Genomic DNA, 20,031 nt, shown 5'->3' with positions numbered 1-20,031 from the left:
TAACCCAACATCTCACGACACGAGCTGACGACAACCATGCACCACCTGTCACTTTGTCCCCGAAGGGAAAGCTCTATCTCTAGAGTGGTCAAAGGATGTCAAGACCTGGTAAGGTTCTTCGCGTTGCTTCGAATTAAACCACATGCTCCACCGCTTGTGCGGGCCCCCGTCAATTCCTTTGAGTTTCAACCTTGCGGTCGTACTCCCCAGGCGGAGTGCTTAATGCGTTTGCTGCAGCACTGAAGGGCGGAAACCCTCCAACACTTAGCACTCATCGTTTACGGCGTGGACTACCAGGGTATCTAATCCTGTTTGCTCCCCACGCTTTCGAGCCTCAGCGTCAGTTACAGACCAGAGAGCCGCCTTCGCCACTGGTGTTCCTCCATATATCTACGCATTTCACCGCTACACATGGAATTCCACTCTCCTCTTCTGCACTCAAGTCTCCCAGTTTCCAATGACCCTCCCCGGTTGAGCCGGGGGCTTTCACATCAGACTTAAGAAACCGCCTGCGCTCGCTTTACGCCCAATAAATCCGGACAACGCTTGCCACCTACGTATTACCGCGGCTGCTGGCACGTAGTTAGCCGTGGCTTTCTGGTTAGATACCGTCAGGGGACGTTCAGTTACTAACGTCCTTGTTCTTCTCTAACAACAGAGTTTTACGATCCGAAAACCTTCTTCACTCACGCGGCGTTGCTCGGTCAGACTTTCGTCCATTGCCGAAGATTCCCTACTGCTGCCTCCCGTAGGAGTCTGGGCCGTGTCTCAGTCCCAGTGTGGCCGATCACCCTCTCAGGTCGGCTATGCATCGTGGCCTTGGTGAGCCGTTACCTCACCAACTAGCTAATGCACCGCGGGTCCATCCATCAGCGACACCCGAAAGCGCCTTTCACTCTTATGCCATGCGGCATAAACTGTTATGCGGTATTAGCACCTGTTTCCAAGTGTTATCCCCCTCTGATGGGTAGGTTACCCACGTGTTACTCACCCGTCCGCCACTCCTCTTTCCAATTGAGTGCAAGCACTCGGGAGGAAAGAAGCGTTCGACTTGCATGTATTAGGCACGCCGCCAGCGTTCGTCCTGAGCCAGGATCAAACTCTCATAATAAAAGTTAGAACAATCTTGCGATTGTTAAGCTCAATTTGTTTGCTAGCATATTGCTTGCTTGTTAAAAATGTTTGTTGTCTTGAATTGAATCAAGACGCCCTACACATTTGGTTCGTCTATTCTTTGTTCAGTTTTCAAAGGTCTACGTTACCTCACAGCAACTTTTATATCATAACAAACTTTCGTTTGAATGTCAAGAACTTTTTTAAAAAGTTTTTTAAGTTGTTTTGCTCGGTTGTTGTTGTCTGTTGTGACAACTTCTATATCTTATCATCTCGTTTGTTATTTGTCAACAACTTTTTTGCTGTTTTCTCAAACTTTTTTCGAGAGATTTGAAATCAAGAATTGTTATTTAATTATTGATTTCTGAATCGCTCAGCTGTGTGACTCGCCTTGCGACATGTAATAATATACCAAGATTTCAAGCATTGGTCAATCATTATTTTCACTTTTTTTAAACTTTTTTTCAATACCGATTATTCTTTCTTATCCGATTAGATAAAGTTCGTTTTTTTATCAGATTACCCATTCTTTTTATTACTCGTCTTCGATTTTTTTAGAAAAAAAGAATTGGTTTCAATTGTTTTTCTATTCTTTTTTTATTTAATTTTTTGCGAATACAAAAAAAAGATGCCCTTAAGGGCATCTTTTTTTATCTCATTGTTGGGAATAGCAAGACATCGCGAATTGATTGTGCATCGGTTAATAACATAACTAGTCGATCAATCCCAATACCTAATCCTCCGGTTGGTGGCAAGCCATATTCTAAGGCTTCGATGAAATCTTCATCTACTCCGTGTGCTTCATCATTTCCTTGTTCCCGTTCTTTTTCTTGTTCTTCAAAACGGTCACGTTGGTCAATTGGATCATTTAATTCTGTAAATGCATTAGCAAACTCTTTTCCGATAATAAACAGTTCAAAGCGGTCAGTGAAACGACCATCTTCTGGATTTTTCTTCGCTAATGGTGAAACAGCTACTGGGTGACCATAAATAAATGTTGGTTGTTGCAACGTATCTTCTACAAATGTTTCGAAAAATTCATTAATGATATGACCGACTGTCATGGCATCTGTAATTTCAACATTATGTTCTTTAGCCAACGCACGGGCTTCTTCTATCGTCATCTCTTGCCAAAAATCTACGCCCGTTTGTTCTTTGACCGCATCTACCATGTGTAGACGTTTGAAAGGACTGCCTAAATCAACCGCTTGACCATCGTACGTGATATCAGTAGTTCCTAAGACTTTTTCCGCAGCATTACGAATAATTCCCTCTGTTAAATCCATCACATCTTGATAATCAGTATAAGCGGTATAAGCTTCTAGCATTGTAAATTCTGGGTTATGAGTGGTATCGATTCCTTCATTACGGAAGACACGACCAATTTCATATACTTTTTCCATGCCACCGACAATTAAACGTTTTAAATGTAACTCTAGGGCAATGCGTAAGTATAAGTCCATATCTAATGCATTATGGTGTGTGATAAATGGACGAGCAGCAGCTCCTCCTGCTTCGTTATGCAAGACAGGCGTTTCTACTTCGACATAGCCATTGCCATCTAGATAACGACGGATTTCGCTAATAATTTGACTGCGTTTCATGAAACGATCAAAGCTTTCTTTGTTACTGATTAAATCCAAATAGCGTTGACGATAACGTTGTTCCACATTCGTTAATCCATGGTATTTATCTGGCAATGGACGCAAAGCTTTAGTTAATAACGTAATTGTTTGAGCTTTAACAGTAACTTCCCCCGTATTGGTTTTCATTACTTGACCTGTCACACCAAAGAAGTCGCCTAAGTCAGCATGTTTAAATAGTTCATAGGCTTCGTCTCCAACTTGGTCCTTCCGAACATAAATTTGAATTTGGCCTTCACGGTCTTGCAAATGGGCGAAACCAGCTTTTCCTTTACCACGTTTTGTCATCATACGTCCAGCAACGCTGACTTCTGTATTCATTTCACTAAGTTCTTCTTTTGTATGATTATCATATTGTTCATGAAGTTCTGCTGAATTATGAGTGCGATCGAAACGTTTACCGAAAGGATCAATCCCTTCTTCACGTAAAGCTTCCATTTTTTCGCGGCGCACGAGCATTTGATCATTTAAATCCTCTAAATGCGCTTGTTGTTCTTCTGCCACTGTTGTTCCTCCATTCTTGATTTTAACCTATCCTAATAATGCCACAGTAATTCGAAAAAAAGCAAGCCGAATTTTACTTTCGGCTTGAATTTTTTATTCTTCTATAGTAGTTACAGCAACTTTGGAAATCTTCTCTACAAAGGCATCAAGTAAATCGACAACTGCTTGTTGTGTTTCAACTTGGTTAATCGCAACTTTCACTTTGGCTGCTCGCGAAATTCCTTTTAGATAGTAAGAAGCATGTTGGCGAAACTCACGGACCGCAATTTTTTCACCTTTTAAATCCACTAATCGTTGTAAATGAACTTTTGCAATGTTAATTTTTTCAGCTGGTGAAGGCTCAGGCATCAATTCGCCCGTTTCCAAGTATTCTTTCGTCCGTTGAATCATCCAAGGATTGCCCAAAGCAGCTCGACCAATCATCACACCATCCGCTCCAACATATTCTAACATGCGTTTAGCATCTTCAGGCGTTTTGACATCGCCATTTCCCATAAAAGGAATGGTTAAATGCTTTTTCACTTCCTTTAAAACGTCCCAGTTGGCTGTCCCTTCGTACATTTGGACACGTGTCCGACCATGCATAGCAATTGCCGAAGCGCCTGCTTGTTCGGCAGCCAAAGCGTTGTCTACAGCATATAGATGATCTTCATCCCAGCCTGTTCGCATTTTTACAGTGACAGGCAAAGAAACTGCCGAAGAGACTGCGTGAACCATCTCATGCACTTTATTCGGATCCAGCAACCATTTCGCACCAGCTTCAGCTTTAATTATTTTATTGACAGGGCAACCCATGTTAATATCAATAATCGCCGCTTGCGTATTTTCTTCCACAAACTTAGCAGCTTCCACTAATGTTTCTTTATCTCCACCAAAAATTTGTACACTTAAAGGATATTCTCGCTCATCAATATATAGCATTTCTAAGGTTTTTTTGTTTCTTAATTTAATTCCTTTATCACTAATCATTTCACAAACGACTAATCCTGCGCCAAATTCTTTTACAGTCACACGAAAAGCGGCGTTACTAATACCCGCCATCGGAGCTACGACAACACGGTTGGGGATTTCAACGTCTCCAATTTTCCACATAGTCTTTCCTCCTACTTTTGTTTCGTATTGCGAATCGCTTCATCGCGAAGTTCAATTAATTCTTCTTCACTATAGTGATATTTATTGTTACAGAATTGACAAACTGCTTCCGCTCCATGATCTTCATCAATCATCGCATTTAATTCATCGATCCCAACGGCAATCAAAGCGGTCGCAAATTTTTCTTTGGAACAGTCACATTTAAATTGTACAGGCATTTTTTCTAAAATTTCTACTTCGTCTTCTCCCAATAAGCGATACAAGACTTGTTCAGGTGTTTCTCCATTTTCTAGTAATTGTGAAATCGGTGGCACTTCCGCTAGACGCTGTTCAATAAAATCAATGGTACTTTCATCGGCACCTGGCATTACTTGAATCATAAAACCACCGGCTGCTTTCACAGATTCATCCGTGTCCACCAATACACCTAAACCGATAGCTGAAGGAACTTGTTCAGAGACCGCCATAAAATATGTAAAGTCTTCACCGATTTCACCAGAAACAATAGGTGTTTGTCCAGAAAAGGTTTCTTTTAATCCTAAATCTTTAATGACTGTGAAAATTCCTTCGTTACCGACAGCACCACGTACATCAATTTTACCTGTTGCATTCAACTTTAAGCTGACATGTGGATTTTTAATGTAGCCTTTTGTTTCTCCACGGCCATTACTATCGACAATAATAGCGCCAGCTGGGCCATTTCCTTGTACTTTTACAGTTAATTTATCGTCACCTTTTAAAGTCGCTCCTAGTAAAAGAGCTCCAATCAATGTGCGCCCTAACGCTGCAGTAGAAGAACTCCATGTATCATGTCTTCTTTGCGCTTCACTAACAGTTTCAGTGGCACTGATGGCATATGCTCGTATTGAACCTTTATAGCAAAGGGCTTTTACTAAATAATCTTCCATTCTTTTTCCTCTTCTCTTGGTGCTTTTTTGTCCATTAGTCAGATAATACTAGGAATCAGGTGTTTTTTCAACCAAATAATCTTCCTTCTATAGAATATCTTAATATTATAGAAGGTGCAGTATTCGTCATCTCGACAAATACTGCACCTTCTACTAATTGGTTATTTATAACGATCTTCGTAGTTATTGCGATCATATTCAGAATTGGAATCTGAATCTTTTTTCTCTTCAGATTGGACTTCTTTTTCTGTTTGTTCGCTTTCTACTTTGACTTCTTCTGCTTCATCATGTAATTCTTTTTTCGCTTCTTCAAAGTCTTGTTTTTCTTCAACTTGTTTTTGCGCTTCTTTTTCTTCTAAAGCACGTTTTGCTTCTTCGAATGTTTGCGCTTCTTTTTCACTAGGATAGTCGCTGTCAGCACCTTCAGGCATTTTACCTGTTTCAAATAATGATTTGATTGCTTTTGCATCTAATGTTTCATATTCTAATAGTTTTTCAGCGATTAGTTTATGTTGTTCACGGTGCGCTTCGATAATTTCATGCGCTTTCGTATGAGCATCCATTAAGATACGACGAACTTCCTGATCGATTTCAAACGCCACTTGTTCTGAGTAAGCTTTTGTTTGACCATAATCACGACCGACAAAGACTTGATGGTTTCCTTCATATTGAACAGGTCCTAATTTGTCGCTCATTCCATATTCAGTTACCATGCTACGGGCAATCCCTGTTGCTTGTTCAAAGTCATTTGAAGCCCCTGTTGATTGAACGCCAAAGATAATTTCTTCTGCTGTACGTCCACCAAGTAAGCCAACGATTTGTTCAAACATATCTTCTTTAGTCATTAAGAATTGATCTTCTTTTGGTAAAGCAATCATATAACCGCCTGCGCGACCACGAGGGATAATTGTTACTTTATGGACAACACGGGCACGGCTTAAGACTAAACCAACGATTGTGTGTCCCGCTTCATGGTAAGCCACCATTTCGCGTTCTTTTTTATTAATCACGCGATCTTTTTTAGCTGGACCAGCAATTACGCGGTCTTCGGCTTCATCCACATCAGAAGCATCAATTTTTTTCTTGTTACGACGAGCGGCAACTAAGGCTGCTTCGTTTAAGACATTTTCTAAATCAGCACCAGCAAAACCTGGTGTTTGTTGTGCAACAACTTTCAAATCAACGTCATCAGCTAACGGTTTGTTTTTCGCATGAACACGTAAAATCGCTTCACGACCTTTGACATCTGGACGTCCTACCAAGATTTGGCGGTCAAAACGACCTGGACGTAACAACGCTGGGTCTAACACGTCTGAACGGTTCGTTGCAGCAATTACGATAACTCCTTCATTGCCATCAAAACCATCCATCTCAACTAATAATTGGTTAAGGGTTTGTTCACGTTCGTCGTGTCCGCCACCCATACCAGCACCACGTTGACGACCAACTGCATCGATTTCATCGATAAAGATAATCGCAGGCGCGTTTTTCTTCGCTGTTTCAAATAAATCCCGGACACGGCTAGCACCGACCCCGACAAACATTTCAACGAAATCTGAACCTGAGATTGAGTAAAATGGCACACCTGCTTCACCTGCTACGGCTTTAGCAAGTAACGTTTTACCAGTCCCTGGAGGTCCCTCTAATAGTACGCCCGCAGGAATCCGTGCGCCTAATTCAGCGAAACGACGTGGATCTTTTAAGAATTCCACTACTTCAACTAATTCTTGTTTTTCTTCTTCCGCACCAGCTACATCTGAGAAGCGGACACGGTTAGCTTTTTTATCGGCTTCTTTGGCTTTGGATTTACCGAAGTTCATCACACGGCCACCGCCGCCACCGCCACCGCCTTGTTGGCTCATCATCATGTAGAAGAAGAAGAAAATAATCACTAATGGTAAGAAACTAAACAACAGTGACAACCAAGCACCACTTGTTGATTGTTCTTTGACAACTAGCTTCACCTTGTTATTTTGTGCCGCATCTTGAATGCCAGCTAAGGTTGTATCACTAGGTAAAACGGTTGTTGTGAAGCCTTTTGACGACGCTTGCGTTGAGCCCCACAATGACAGACCACCTGTGTCTTTCACTTCTTGTTTTTCTTTATACTGCCCTTCAATCCGGTAAACCCCATTGGTTGGTTGAATGGTCATGTCTTTGACTTTTCCGTCTTCCAATTGTTGTTGGAAGGTTGAGTAATCGATGTCTGGCGATTGTTGGTTGTTATTTCCAAAAATGAAATAGACAACCATGACCATGGCAAGTACTACTAAGACGTAGTATAAACCATTTTTCATGCCATTATTCTTTTTGTTCATGCCTGTCCTCCTTATGCTCATCATTACAATTCATGTTATTCTTTTATCAATCCTGACCTTTACATTGTAACACAATTAATTCCTTGATAGATATTAATTTGATTCGTAAACTTCAGGTTTTAAAACGCCAATATAAGGCAAGTTGCGGTACGTTTCTGCATAGTCTAATCCGTAACCGACCACAAACTCATTGGGCACATCAAACCCTACGTAGTCAGCTTTAATGTCTACTACACGGCCTTCTGGTTTATCTAATAAGGTAACAATTTTCACAGATGCAGCTTTACGGTATCTAAACAAATCTACTAAATACGCTAATGTACGACCACTATCGATGATATCTTCTACGATTAAAATATGTCTACCTTCGACATTTGTGTCTAAGTCTTTGACAATTTTTACTTCGCCTGAAGAAACTGTCGCGTTGCCGTAGCTAGATACATCCATAAAGTCCAATTCTAAATAAGTATTGATTTCACGAGTCAAATCAGCCATAAATGGTACTGCACCTTTTAAAATACCGACCACTAAAGGATTTTTCCCTTGATATTCTTCTGTCAGTTGCTTGCCAAGCTCTGCAGACTTCGCAAGAATTTCTTCTTTGGAGATTAGGACTTTCTCAATATCTTTTTCTATCATAGTGCGCTCCTTTCAGCATTACTCCTTTGTCTTAAAAAGGAGTCTGTAGTGTATTTTATCAGTTTCTAAAGGAATACTCAAATAGGAATTTGCAAATTTTGGTACCCAAATGATTTCCTCTTGCTCATCCGTAATGACCCAAGCACTCTCTCTCGCTTCATTTGGCACTTTTTGATCAATAAAAACTCTGCTTAATTTTTTCGTAAACCCTGGTTTTAATGTAATTCGATCACCACTTTGGCGATGACGAACGGTCAAAGGTGTGGCTGTGGACAACGGGATTGCTAACAACTGGCCCGCCCATTGATTAATCTCTTCAGGAAGAGGAAACGGTTTGTCTGTCGCAATTAATCCTAGCCACTCGGTTTCCGATAAATAAATCCCCGCGCCAGGTACTAATAAATGTGTAACTTCTTCTCGCAGTGCAACCTGTTTTTGTTCTAAGCACAGCCAATCGTAACTTTTAGCTAGCTGCCATTGCTGTTCTAACATAACCGAGCCTTGCGGTTGGCGTTCATCATTCAAAACTTTTAAAATTTGTGTCATCTGGCGTTGGTTTAACGAAACCCCTAATGGCACTAATGTTTTTTGGAAAAACGCGGTTAAAAAGAAGTGCTGGTACGCAGGCGTTTCTTTTAATAATCTCTTCAAAGGAATGCGCCAGCCTTGTTTGGTTGGTTCTACGGCTTCAGATAATTGAGGCTCAATTTGTTCTTGAATAAATTCTTGGGCAAAACGTTGTTCATTACTAAAAGAAGCAATCTGATCTAAGAATTGCGGATTTTCCTGCTTTAATAGCGGCAAAACCTGATTACGGAGCCGATTTCTCAAATATTCATTGGTTTGGTTCGTTTCGTCCTCAAAATAAACGAATGCTTGGCGCTGTGCAAATTGATACAATTCTTCTTTTGGATAAATAAGTAACGGACGAATCAATTCCCCTGTCGCAAAAGGACGTCTCTCTTTAATGCCTGCGGAATGGGAAAAATTAGTTCCTCGAATCAGCTTCATTAAAATCGTTTCCGCTTGATCGTCTAGATGATGTGCCGTCATTAAGACCGCCGCACCTTCAATTTCCATGACTTCTTTAAAAAATTCATAACGAAATGTGCGCGCTTTTGCTTCTAAATTCCGTTGCTTTTCAGGGTCTTCCCAACGCGTTTCATAATACGTCAGCTCTCGCTGCTGACAATAGGTAGCGAGATATTGCGCTTCCTGTGCCGACGCTTCTCGCAATTGATGATTGACGTGTGCAACAACCAATTGTAATTGTTCTTTTTCTGCCACCTGTTCCATTAACGTCAAAAGGGCCATGGAGTCTACACCACCAGAAACGGCGACCACGATTGTTTGATGCGGTTGCCAAAATCCTTGTTCTTTTCCTCGTTTATAAAACTGCCAAAACATTGTTCGCCCTTCTTTCTTCCTTAGAATAAAAGAGGAACCGAGAAATAACCCATTCGTTATCCCCAGTCCCCCTATTTGTTTGTGCTTAGCCGCGACGTCCGCCACGTCCGCCACGTTTGCCTTCAGTATTACGTTTTAATGAAGATAAACGGTCATCACTATCTTTCAAGAAAGAGCTCATCAATGAGTCAAAATCTTGTTTATTGTTATTGTTATTTGCTTGTGGTTTATTGAAAGGCTTTTTGCCCCCTGCGCGTGGATTACGGTCACGATTCTCATAATTGTTTTCACGACGTTGAAATTCACGTTTTGGTTGTTGCCCTTCTGCTGGCTCTTGTGCTTTACGGATCGATAAGCCAATTTTGCCGTCGTCACCAACTGAGGTTACTTTCACTGTTACTTCGTCACCTACTGTTAATACATCATGAATATCTTTAACGAATCCATTAGACACTTCACTGATGTGTACTAACCCAGTTTTTCCTTCTCCTAAATCAATAAATGCACCAAAGTTAGTAATCCCTGACACTTTTCCTGGCAATTTAGCTCCTACTTCGATTGACATAAAAAAATTGTTCCTCCTATTTTTTCCCTAATTATAATTGCAGTTTATTCAGCTGAAGACTTAGTTGTTTCAGTTGAAGACTGTGATTGACTATTTTTTTCTGAACTGCTCTTGCTTTCTTCCGCTCCAGAAGTCTGTGTTTTTTTCATTTGTTCTGGTGTGGGATAAATCTGTTCGCCTTCTTTTGAGAGAAGGAAACGGCTACGTGCTAATTTTGCCACATAATCATCATCTTTTAACAAAGCAACGTCTTTTTTTAGATCCTTGACCTTCTTATCAACTGCTACGGATTCAGCAATTGCATCTGCTCGTTCTTGTTTGAAAGCACCTAAGCGATGATAATCTTTCATCAATTGGATGCCAGAAAAGGCAAAAATAATGAAGGCCACGAGAAAAATCGCTGCCAAGCGTCTGCGTCTAAAAATCAATTGTTTCTGTTGTTTTTGGAATTCGACATACTGTTCTTTCGTGTAGTCATTTTCCAATGCCGCAACTTTCTTCGAGTTTTTTTCATTCTTTCCCATCGTCTCGCTCCACTCGCTTTGGATTGTCCGTTTTATTATACCAACATCTAAGAACCTTGTCTAATGTTAATTTCAGAGAAGTTAAAGAAAATCAAGCTTTTTTCTAAAATATTCTTTGCTTTTGAAATAACAGTGGTTGATTTATTAATTTTTTTCAAAAGCGGCGCGTCTGTTTCATTAAAACGCTGAAAGGATGAAGCGCTTGGAATATTCATCTTTTCAATGAACTTGCCAAGCGCTCCATCCTCACCTGCTTATTCTTCAGAGACACGTGTTTCTGATTTTATTTCATACATTTTTGTGGCATCTTCTTTTTTCGTAGAGTCATTTAGTTGCAGGACTTCTACTTCTAAAATTCTGTTCCCAAATTGAATTTTGACAAGGTCACCAATCTTCACAGTACTAGAAGATTTGGCTAAGACTCCGTTGATTTGAATCCGACCTTTATCAGCGACTTCTTTGGCAACTGTTCTTCTTTTAATAATGCGAGAAACTTTTAAAAATTTATCTAACCGCATCACATTCACCTCTTTTATTTTTTTTGTCTCATCCGTAAAATTTTTGCGCCATACGGTAAACTTAACCATTCACGTATCGTAAATAATTCTAACTTAATGATGGTGCTAATAAAAACTGTACCACCCACTGCAACACCTAAAACTGTAACGAAAAACGCTTGACTTCGGTGATGCACACCTTGGAACAAGATGGAGATAATTCCTTGATAGACCAGTAATGACAGCATCATGATTGCTAAACTAAGCAACAGTTTTTTCAAAAAGTTTCGTTCTCGAACAAAACAATTAATCGCTGCATCCGATTGTCGGACTAAAACGAATAACGTCGCTAGTAACCCAAGAATAGTAGACCAACTAGCACCTAATGTTCCCCAACGAATGGTGAAAAAGCCCGTTGTCAGTAATTTCACTAATAAGCCCACACCAGCTGCCACTAAAGGACCTTTAAAACGATTGCGACTTTGTTCAATACTTTGGTAGGCCTGAATAATGGCCATAAAAGCGATGGATAAAACATACACCCCTAAAACATCGTTGCCTTTATAATCTTTAAAAAGCGTAAAGTTCATGTACGGCAATAACATCATCAGACCAATCGAAGCCGCCGATGCCAAGGTTGTGGTAAGACGCAAAAAGATTTTTGCAACTTGTAAAAATTGTTGACGGTCTTTTTTCATAAAATATTTTGTCAAACCTGGTAAAAAGGTCGAGCTTAAAGCTAAAGCAATTACCAATCCTAATTGAACTAGTGGTTGTCCTCTATCATAGACCCCTTTGTCCACTTTCGCAGCTAAATCAGAGAGCCCGAAAAGCATGAGGGCATTTTTTACTTTAAAGGAATCAATTAATTGAAATAGAATCAGAAAAGCACTATATAAAGAGACCAAACCACCCTCAATCATTAAACGTTTAAATAGTCCTGTGGTTTGAGGCATAATCTTCCATTGATGCAAGTATTCCGTACTTCCACTAAGAATTTTTCGATTGTAGTACCATAAGACAAGTACCGCTAAGACACCGCCAGCCAACGCACCACTCATAGCCACCGTCCCCGTTTGGTAAATGGAGCCACCAAAGTAATGATAGGACAACGCAGCTACTAGAATAACCCCGACACGCACAAACTGTTCCATCACCTGTGAAATACCACTAGGCACCATCAACAAATGACCTTGAAAATTCCCACGATAGAAGGAAAGAATTGGAACGAGTAAAAAGGTAAAGGAAACAACTTCCATTAATGGTTGGAGTGCAGCATCCCCCATACTAATAGCAATTTCTTGACTACCAAAGAAAAAGAAGGCCCAACAAGCAATCGCTAACCATAACACATAGGGATATAGTTGGCGCAACACTTGTTTTTGACTCCGAATATCTGGTTGTTCAGCAACAATTTTGGAAATAAATTGCGGTAAGCCTGACAATGCTAATGTCATCGCAATCCCATAGATTGGATAAACTTGCTGATACACGTAAAATCCTTCATCCCCTACAAAGTTCTGAAAAGGAACGCGATAAAACGCACTCAACACTTTTGCAATGAAGGAAGCAATGGTTAACACAACGGCACCTTGCATCATTCGTTGCATTTCTTTTTGTGCCATCTTCTAGGCCTCCTTTTAAAGGGAATCCGTTTCTTGCGAATGTTTGTATTTTTCTTGTCGCAATGCGGTTGTAAAAGTAGCAATTTCTTGAATCCAAACAGCTTCTTTACAATCTTTCGGCAACTTCAAGGAAATAGTCATTTGTTCTTTCTCAACTGCTAGATCCGCTTTTAAGCTGGTGGCCGATAACGCTTCAAACAACTGCTCCACAGAGTATGTTTTTGTGCCAATTTTACTTAACACAAACTTGACTTTTTGGTCGCGTTTACGAATACTTTCTAACAAGGCACGGTCGCCATCCATTTTGATACGGCCAGTGGTTAATAAATGCGCCACTTCGTCAGGATACTCTCCAAAGCGGTCTAACAAGTCCGCTTCTAATTCTTCGTACATATCCATATTTTCTAATTGACGAATCCGTTTATAAATTTCAATTTTTTGTCGTTCGTCTGTAATGTACGTTCCTGGAATATAAGCATCAATGCCCAAATCAATCTCAACAGACGTTTTTTGGTCTTGGATATTTTTTCCTTGTTTACGAGCAACTGCCTCAGATAACATCTGTGAGTACATATCAAACCCAACCGAATCAATGAAGCCATGTTGTTGGGCACCAAGAAGGTTCCCGGCTCCTCGAATGGAAAGGTCACGCATCGCAATTTTGAACCCAGAACCTAATTCCGTAAAGTCTTTAATTGCTTCTAAACGTTTCTCGCTAACTTCGTTTAGGATTTTTTGCTGTTCGTACATAAAATAAGCATAGGCCACTCGATTGCTACGCCCCACACGACCACGTAATTGATACAACGTAGATAAGCCCATGTAGTCCGCATTTTCTACAAACAAGGTATTAGCATTAGGAATATCTACTCCTGTTTCAATAATTGTTGTAGTGACTAATATATCATATTGTCCTTCAATAAAATCAAACAAAGTATTCTCCAGTTGTACTTCTGTCATTTGACCATGTGCATACGCAATTCGTGCATCTGGAACTAGTGCTTGTAACTCTTCAACTTTTCGTTCAATCGTATCTACTCGATTGTATAAATAAAAGACTTGACCATCTCGGGCCATTTCTCGCTCAATCGCTTCCCGAATCGCCCCAGGATTATTTTCCATGACATACGTTTGGATTGGATAACGATTCTCTGGTGGGGTTTCGATGACGGATAAATCACGGACACCTAACATCGACATATGAAGGGTCCTTGGGATTGGCGTTGCTGTTAACGTCAAGACATCCACTTGTGAACGCAATTGTTTTAGTCGTTCTTTATGTTTCACTCCAAACCGTTGTTCCTCATCAATAATCAACAAGCCTAAATCACTAAAATTAATATCTTGCGACAATAAACGATGGGTACCAATCACAATATCTACTTGGCCATGTTTAATTTTTTCAATTGTTTCATTTTGCTGTTTTTTCGTGCGGAAACGACTTAATAAACCAATTTCTACAGGAAAGCCCTCAAACCGCTCTTGAATCGTTTCGTAATGTTGTTGCGCTAAAATAGTTGTTGGCACTAAAAAGGCAACCTGTTTATTGTTGCTAACAGCTTTGAAAGCCGCTCGTAAAGCCACTTCTGTTTTACCAAACCCTACATCGCCAACTAACAAACGATCCATTGGTCGAGATTTTTCCATGTCGTGTTTAATTTCGGCAGCACTACGTAATTGATCATCTGTTTCAGAATACGGAAAAGCCTCTTCAAATTCTTTTTGATACGCATCATCTGGCGGAAAAGCATAACCTTTTTCCGATTCTCTTGTCGCATAAAGTAAGATTAAATCATCCGCGATATCTTCAATTTTCGAAGCAACTTTTCGTTTAGTTTTCGTCCATTCACTGCCGCCTAGCTTGTTAATTTTCGGCGTTTTAGACTCGGAAGCAACGAACTTTTGAATCAAGTTCAATTGTGTTACTGGAATAAATAACTTGTCATCATTTTGGTACAAGATAGTCATGTAATCTTGATGGACCCCATCAACTTCTAAGGTTTCCATACCAATATATTTACCAATCCCGTGATTTGCATGAACGACATAATCGCCCGTTTTTAAGTCGCTATAACTTTTCAAACGTTCCGCATTAGAGATTGTTTGACGACGTGCCCGTTTTTTGGTCGTCGTATGAAAAATTTCTTTTTCCGTAATCGCCACGAGCTTGTTTTTAGGTAATTCAAACCCTGTTTGTAATGCCCCTTGGACAATTTGGACATGCCCATCTAACAACTGATCCCAATTGCTTACTACGCTAGGTATGTCAAAGTCCTGAAATAGCTCTTCGACTTTTTGAATCCGTTCTTTCGTAGGAACAAAAACAACGACCGTTTGGTTTTGCTTTTGCCAACGGTCCACTTCCGCTTTTAGCAACGGCATTTGACCGAAGAATTGTTGCATTGAACGATATTGGAAATTATGGACTTCTTGGAAACGAAGATTCCCCATTCCTTTTTGAAAAAGTGAAAAGAAGGTCGTATTTCGTGCAGTTTTTCGCAATTGATCATGAAAGTCTACGCCAAAAGTTTGTTCAGAAAACACGCGCATTTCTTCAATTTTCAGGGTTTGCCATTCCGCTTCCTCTCTAGCGATTTCTCGTTCCGTTTCCATCATACGAGAATAATCATCCACAAAAAGCAAACTATTTTCTGGTAAATAATCTAACAGCGTAGTTTTTTGTTGGTACAGAAAATCTGTATAATAGTGAGCATTTTCTGTAGGAATCCCTTGTTCCCAAGAAGACAGCAACTGACCAAAATATTCTTCTAAAAAATCGGTCTCCGTTTGATCTTTAGCTGTCGCTAAACGTTTTTCTAGAGCATCTTGTAACCTCGTCATGCCATGATTCATATCTGCCTTTGAGAATACTAAATCAGTCATTGGTGAAATCGTTACTTCTTCAAGATTTTCTAATGAGCGTTGAGTATCTGCTTCAAAATAACGGATTGAGTCAATTTCAACATCAAACAGTTCCACCCGAACAGGGTATTCGGCATTTAGCGGATAGACATCAACAATGCTTCCGCGAATACTAAATTCGCCGGGCTTTCCGACCATCGATTGGCGTTCATAGCCCATTAACACTAAGCGTTGCGCGAGGATTTCAGGTTCTACTTCCGTCCCGATTTCCCAATGAAGTTGCGCATTTTGCCACGTTTCTTTCGTTGGCAAATATTTTCGTAGTCCAGCTACTGGTACGACCACGATTCCTGCATTCGCTGTCATCAGGAAATTTAACGCACTCACTCGATCTGCGCGCGCTTCTGGTGAAGAAAAGGCCATTTCGGCGGATAACACTTCATCTACTGGAAATAGATGAACTTGTTCTGAAGGTAAAATATTTAAAAAATCATCTACTAATTGATTGGCATAGTATAGGTTTGGGACCGCAATAACAATTTTTTGATGCGTCTTTTGTAAAGCGCCTGCCATCAGTAATGTTTTAGCAGAGCCTGATAACCCAGTAATTAGTTGGCGCGTTCCTGTTGTCATTAGTTGACTGCGCCATGATTTAGCAATTTCTGTTTGGCTAATTCGTTCGATAATATTCAAACAAGGGCCCTCCTTTCTGCTATTTTCCATTAAATTGATTCATTGTTTCAACAAACGTATGTCCTTCGCATGCATATAAAGCGGCATCGGCTGCTTTCTTTACAGCAAGTAACATCTCTTCGTGTGTTTCTTTGGGAAAAGTACTTAGTACATGGTGGATAACTGTATCATTTTTTGAGGGCCGACCAATGCCAATTTTAATTCTAGGAAAGACATTTGTTCCTAAATGGGCAATCAGACTTTTTATCCCATTGTGGCCGCCAGCACTACCTTTTTGCCGTAAACGAATTTTACCGACCTCTAAGTCTAAGTCATCATAAATAACAATCAAGTCTTCCTCATCTACCCCAAAGTAGGTCAACAGCGGCCCAACAGAGCGACCTGATTCATTCATAAATGTTAATGGTTTCACTAACAATACTTTCTCAGTCCCTATAAAAAACTCTGCAATATCTGCTTCAAAATTACTATTATTAAACGAAACATTTTGCCGATACGCAATTTCATCTAGCGTAATAAAGCCAATGTTGTGTTTTGTTTCTTTGTATTTACTACCGGGATTTCCCAGTCCTACGATTACTTTCATCTTTCATTCTCCTTGGATTATAAGCTTGCCAACACAAAATGGCTGGGAAGCGTATGCGCTACCCAGTTTTATTCATTATACCATAGAAATAAAAAAACTCGCAGTCTTTGAAGATTAAGAAAGATGTAAAAAAATTTTTTAGAAATTTAAACATGCGTAAGATAGTGAAATTACGCACATGTAAGAGCTACCATTTTGAAACAGGTCTAAAAACTGTATCATTTTTACAATCAAAGTTCGTGACATTTTTTACAAACCATGTTACTATCACTTTAGCAACAGGAAATAAAAACTCGTTGCTCATGAAAAAGAATGTAGAGGAAGGAATGGTACACATGACTGCAGCCGCAGGGAATAAAGATCACCAAAAAGTAATTTTAGTCGGGGACGGTGCCGTAGGTTCTAGCTATGCCTTTGCTTTAGTAACTCAGAATATTGCTCAAGAAGTTGGGATTATTGATATTAATGTACCAAAAACTGAAGGAGACGCGTTGGACTTATCTCACGCATTAGCATTTACTTCTCCTAAAAAAATCTATGCTGCTACTTATGACGATTGCCATGATGCAGACTTAGTTGTCTTAACAGCTGGTGCGCCTCAAAAACCAGGCGAAACTCGTTTAGACTTAGTTCATAAAAACTTGAAAATTAATAAAGAAATCGTTACAACAATTGTTGATTCTGGTTTCAACGGTATCTTCTTAGTTGCCGCAAACCCAGTTGATATTTTGACTTATTCAACTTGGAAATTCTCTGGCTTCCCGAAAGAACGAGTAATCGGTTCAGGAACTTCACTAGATTCTGCTCGTTTCCGTCAAGCAATTGCCGAATTAGTTGATGTTGATGCACGAAATGTCCATGCCTACATCTTAGGGGAACACGGAGATACAGAATTCCCAGTTTGGTCACATGCGAATGTCGCTGGCTTACAAATTTACGAATGGGTGAAAAATAATCCTGACGTCGATGAAGAAGCAATGGTTAATTTATTCTTCAACGTACGCGACGCTGCTTACACAATCATCGAGAAAAAAGGAGCTACTTTCTATGGAATCGCGGTTGCACTAGCGCGTATCACTAAAGCTATCCTAAACGATGAAAACTCTGTGTTACCACTATCTGTTTATTTAGAAGGTGAATATGGTCAAAACGATATTTATATCGGTGCACCAGCGATCATCAACCGCCAAGGCGTTAAACAAGTCATTGAAATTCCATTAACAGATGCTGAACAAGAAAAAATGGAAGCTTCTGCTTCTGCATTAAAAGAAGTTATTGAAACAGCTTTTGCTAAATTTGAAGCAGAAGAAGCAAAATAACTCCTTCTACAATAGTCAAAAATTAAAAACAACCAAGAGTGAACACTATTGTTACTCCGCTTTAAAGCCTGGTACAAAAATCCAAAGTGATTTTTGTACCAGGCTTTACTTTTAATCTGTTTTACTTTACTCATCACTCAACTTTTTAAAAAAATTATTGTTTTGTTTAGCTCGAAAAATAACAATAACCAAAAATAAGTTTATTATCTAAAATTCACTACACTACTTAATACAGTCCATCTGCTTCTTCTTTTGTCACAATGTAAATATTTTTCATTTGCGTATAAGCATCTAGCATTGATTTATGCGTTTCTCGACCAATTCCTGATTTTTTATAACCGCCAAATGGCGCGCCCGCAGGCAATTGATTGTATGTGTTGACCCACATCCGACCTGTCCGTACACCACGAGCAACCCGTAATGCCACATTGATATCTTGAGAAAAGACGGCACCACCTAGACCATATTCAGAATCATTAGCTAAACGAATGACTTCTTCTTCCGTTTCAAATTTAATCACTGTTGCAACAGGACCAAAGATTTCTTCTTGGGCCACACACATTGTATTCGTACCATTCGCTAATAACGTAGGTGCTAAAAACGCCCCCTTGTCTAGCCTATTTTCTGTTAAACGTTGCCCACCAGTAATCAGTGTAGCTCCTTCCTTCACACCAATTTCGACATATTTTAAAATTTCTTCCAATTGATGCTCATTGATCTGAGCGCCCATTTCAACATCTTTTTCCCACGGGAAACCAACGTTCACTTGTTCAAATTTTTCCTTTAAAGCTTCTACAAATTGATCATAAATACCTGACTGAACGAACACACGAGACCCAGCACAACAAACTTGCCCTTGATTGAATAAAATCCCTAACTGCACGCCTTCTAATGCACGTTCCCAATTGGCATCTTCAAAAATAATGTTGGCTGATTTTCCGCCAAGTTCTAAAGTGGCTGGAATTAGGCGGTCGGCCGCCGCTTTAGCGACAGTGTACCCCACCTCTGTTGAGCCTGTAAAAGCTAGCTTATCAAACCCTGGATGTGCCAACATATAATTTCCTGAATCAGAACCACGACCGGTGATTAAATTCACTACTCCTTTCGGCAAGACTTGATCAAAAATTTTAAACAATTCCAACAGACTTAATGATGTGCTCGAGGACGGATGAATCACAACCGTATTACCTGCTGCCAACGCTGGTGCTAATTTCCAAGCACCCATTAATAAGGGGAAATTCCACGGAATAATTTGACCCACAACACCGATGGGTTCTTTCACAACAATGGATAACGTATCCTTATCAAATTCTTTGACAGACCCTTCTTCTCCACGAATCACACTAGCAAAATACCGAAAATGGTCTGCACTGGCAGGGACATCAATCGATTGCGTTTCCCGAAGCGGTTTTCCATTATCTAAAGTCTCCACCATAGCCAAATGTTCTTGATTTTCTTCAATCAAATCAGCAATTTTCAACAAAAGATTGCTTCTTGTTACAACGTCAACATCTTTCCATGTCTGAAACGCTTCTTGAGCTGCTTCTACAGCTCGATCCACATCTGCATTTGTGGCATCAACAAATTCTGCTAATTTTTCGCCATTACTAGGATTGTAACTAGCAATCATTTTGTTACCACTACCTGTTGTCCACTCTCCATTAATATACAATTGATAGCTACTGGCAACTACTTGATTTATTTCTTTTTTACTCATTTACCCACCTCTTTTTTTA

General features: G+C 39.9%; 14 protein-coding genes and 1 rRNA gene (1 of these 15 only partly in view). 1 reads left to right on the top strand and 14 read right to left on the bottom strand.

Features of this window, described 5'->3' with window-relative positions; genetic code table 11:
* The 13 genes from IGL36_RS01005 to pth form a co-directional block, all read right to left on the bottom strand.
* A 16S ribosomal RNA gene (locus IGL36_RS01005) occupies nucleotides 1-1,111 on the bottom strand (it extends 450 nt beyond the left edge of the window).
* A gap of 652 nt (nucleotides 1,112-1,763) precedes the next feature.
* Complete coding sequence (lysS, locus tag IGL36_RS01000) at nucleotides 1,764-3,260, bottom strand: lysine--tRNA ligase (protein ID WP_002405023.1); 1,497 nt, start codon at nucleotides 3,258-3,260, stop codon at nucleotides 1,764-1,766.
* A gap of 93 nt (nucleotides 3,261-3,353) precedes the next feature.
* Nucleotides 3,354-4,352, bottom strand: coding sequence for a tRNA dihydrouridine synthase DusB (dusB, locus tag IGL36_RS00995; protein WP_002356263.1), 999 nt, complete (start codon nucleotides 4,350-4,352; stop codon nucleotides 3,354-3,356).
* An 11-nt stretch (nucleotides 4,353-4,363) separates the two neighbouring features.
* Nucleotides 4,364-5,260, bottom strand: coding sequence for an Hsp33 family molecular chaperone HslO (gene hslO, locus IGL36_RS00990; RefSeq protein WP_002359370.1), 897 nt, complete (start codon nucleotides 5,258-5,260; stop codon nucleotides 4,364-4,366).
* A gap of 161 nt (nucleotides 5,261-5,421) precedes the next feature.
* The gene (gene ftsH / locus IGL36_RS00985; RefSeq protein ID WP_002363441.1) at nucleotides 5,422-7,578 is read right to left on the bottom strand and encodes an ATP-dependent zinc metalloprotease FtsH; all 2,157 of its coding nucleotides are present in this window, start codon (nucleotides 7,576-7,578) and stop codon (nucleotides 5,422-5,424) included.
* A gap of 93 nt (nucleotides 7,579-7,671) precedes the next feature.
* Nucleotides 7,672-8,217, bottom strand: a complete 546-nt coding sequence (gene hpt / locus IGL36_RS00980) for a hypoxanthine phosphoribosyltransferase (RefSeq protein WP_002356260.1) — start codon at nucleotides 8,215-8,217, stop codon at nucleotides 7,672-7,674.
* An 18-nt stretch (nucleotides 8,218-8,235) separates the two neighbouring features.
* Nucleotides 8,236-9,624 carry a tRNA lysidine(34) synthetase TilS gene (gene tilS, locus IGL36_RS00975; protein WP_010716745.1) on the bottom strand — a complete coding sequence of 463 codons (1,389 nt, stop codon included), beginning with the start codon at nucleotides 9,622-9,624 and terminating at the stop codon, nucleotides 8,236-8,238.
* A gap of 85 nt (nucleotides 9,625-9,709) precedes the next feature.
* Complete coding sequence (locus tag IGL36_RS00970; RefSeq protein WP_002356258.1) at nucleotides 9,710-10,189, bottom strand: S1 domain-containing RNA-binding protein; 480 nt, start codon at nucleotides 10,187-10,189, stop codon at nucleotides 9,710-9,712.
* A 44-nt stretch (nucleotides 10,190-10,233) separates the two neighbouring features.
* Nucleotides 10,234-10,713: an FtsB family cell division protein gene (locus IGL36_RS00965; protein ID WP_002356257.1), complete on the bottom strand. Its 480-nt coding sequence runs from the start codon at nucleotides 10,711-10,713 to the stop codon at nucleotides 10,234-10,236.
* 254 nt (nucleotides 10,714-10,967) lie between these two features.
* Complete coding sequence (locus IGL36_RS00960) at nucleotides 10,968-11,231, bottom strand: RNA-binding S4 domain-containing protein (protein ID WP_002356255.1); 264 nt, start codon at nucleotides 11,229-11,231, stop codon at nucleotides 10,968-10,970.
* A 14-nt stretch (nucleotides 11,232-11,245) separates the two neighbouring features.
* Complete coding sequence (locus tag IGL36_RS00955; protein ID WP_002364515.1) at nucleotides 11,246-12,835, bottom strand: putative polysaccharide biosynthesis protein; 1,590 nt, start codon at nucleotides 12,833-12,835, stop codon at nucleotides 11,246-11,248.
* Between the two features lie 15 nt (nucleotides 12,836-12,850).
* Nucleotides 12,851-16,390, bottom strand: a complete 3,540-nt coding sequence (gene mfd / locus IGL36_RS00950) for a transcription-repair coupling factor (protein WP_002388750.1) — start codon at nucleotides 16,388-16,390, stop codon at nucleotides 12,851-12,853.
* Between the two features lie 19 nt (nucleotides 16,391-16,409).
* Nucleotides 16,410-16,976 (bottom strand): aminoacyl-tRNA hydrolase, encoded by a 567-nt coding sequence (gene pth / locus IGL36_RS00945; RefSeq protein ID WP_002361556.1) that lies wholly within the window; start codon nucleotides 16,974-16,976, stop codon nucleotides 16,410-16,412.
* Between the two features lie 335 nt (nucleotides 16,977-17,311).
* On the opposite strand from pth, the gene IGL36_RS00940 reads away from it, so the two are divergent.
* On the top strand, nucleotides 17,312-18,295 hold the full coding sequence (locus IGL36_RS00940) for an L-lactate dehydrogenase (RefSeq protein WP_002356251.1): 984 nt from the start codon (nucleotides 17,312-17,314) through the stop codon (nucleotides 18,293-18,295).
* 226 nt (nucleotides 18,296-18,521) lie between these two features.
* Here IGL36_RS00940 and IGL36_RS00935 read toward each other — a convergent pair whose 3' ends face one another.
* Nucleotides 18,522-20,012, bottom strand: coding sequence for an aldehyde dehydrogenase family protein (locus tag IGL36_RS00935; protein WP_002367645.1), 1,491 nt, complete (start codon nucleotides 20,010-20,012; stop codon nucleotides 18,522-18,524).
* Nucleotides 20,013-20,031 lie beyond the last annotated feature (19 nt).

Source organism: Enterococcus sp. AZ011 (assembly GCF_050548355.1).
Lineage (GTDB): Bacteria > Bacillota > Bacilli > Lactobacillales > Enterococcaceae > Enterococcus > Enterococcus faecalis.
This window is presented reverse-complemented; position numbering and strand designations above follow the sequence as displayed.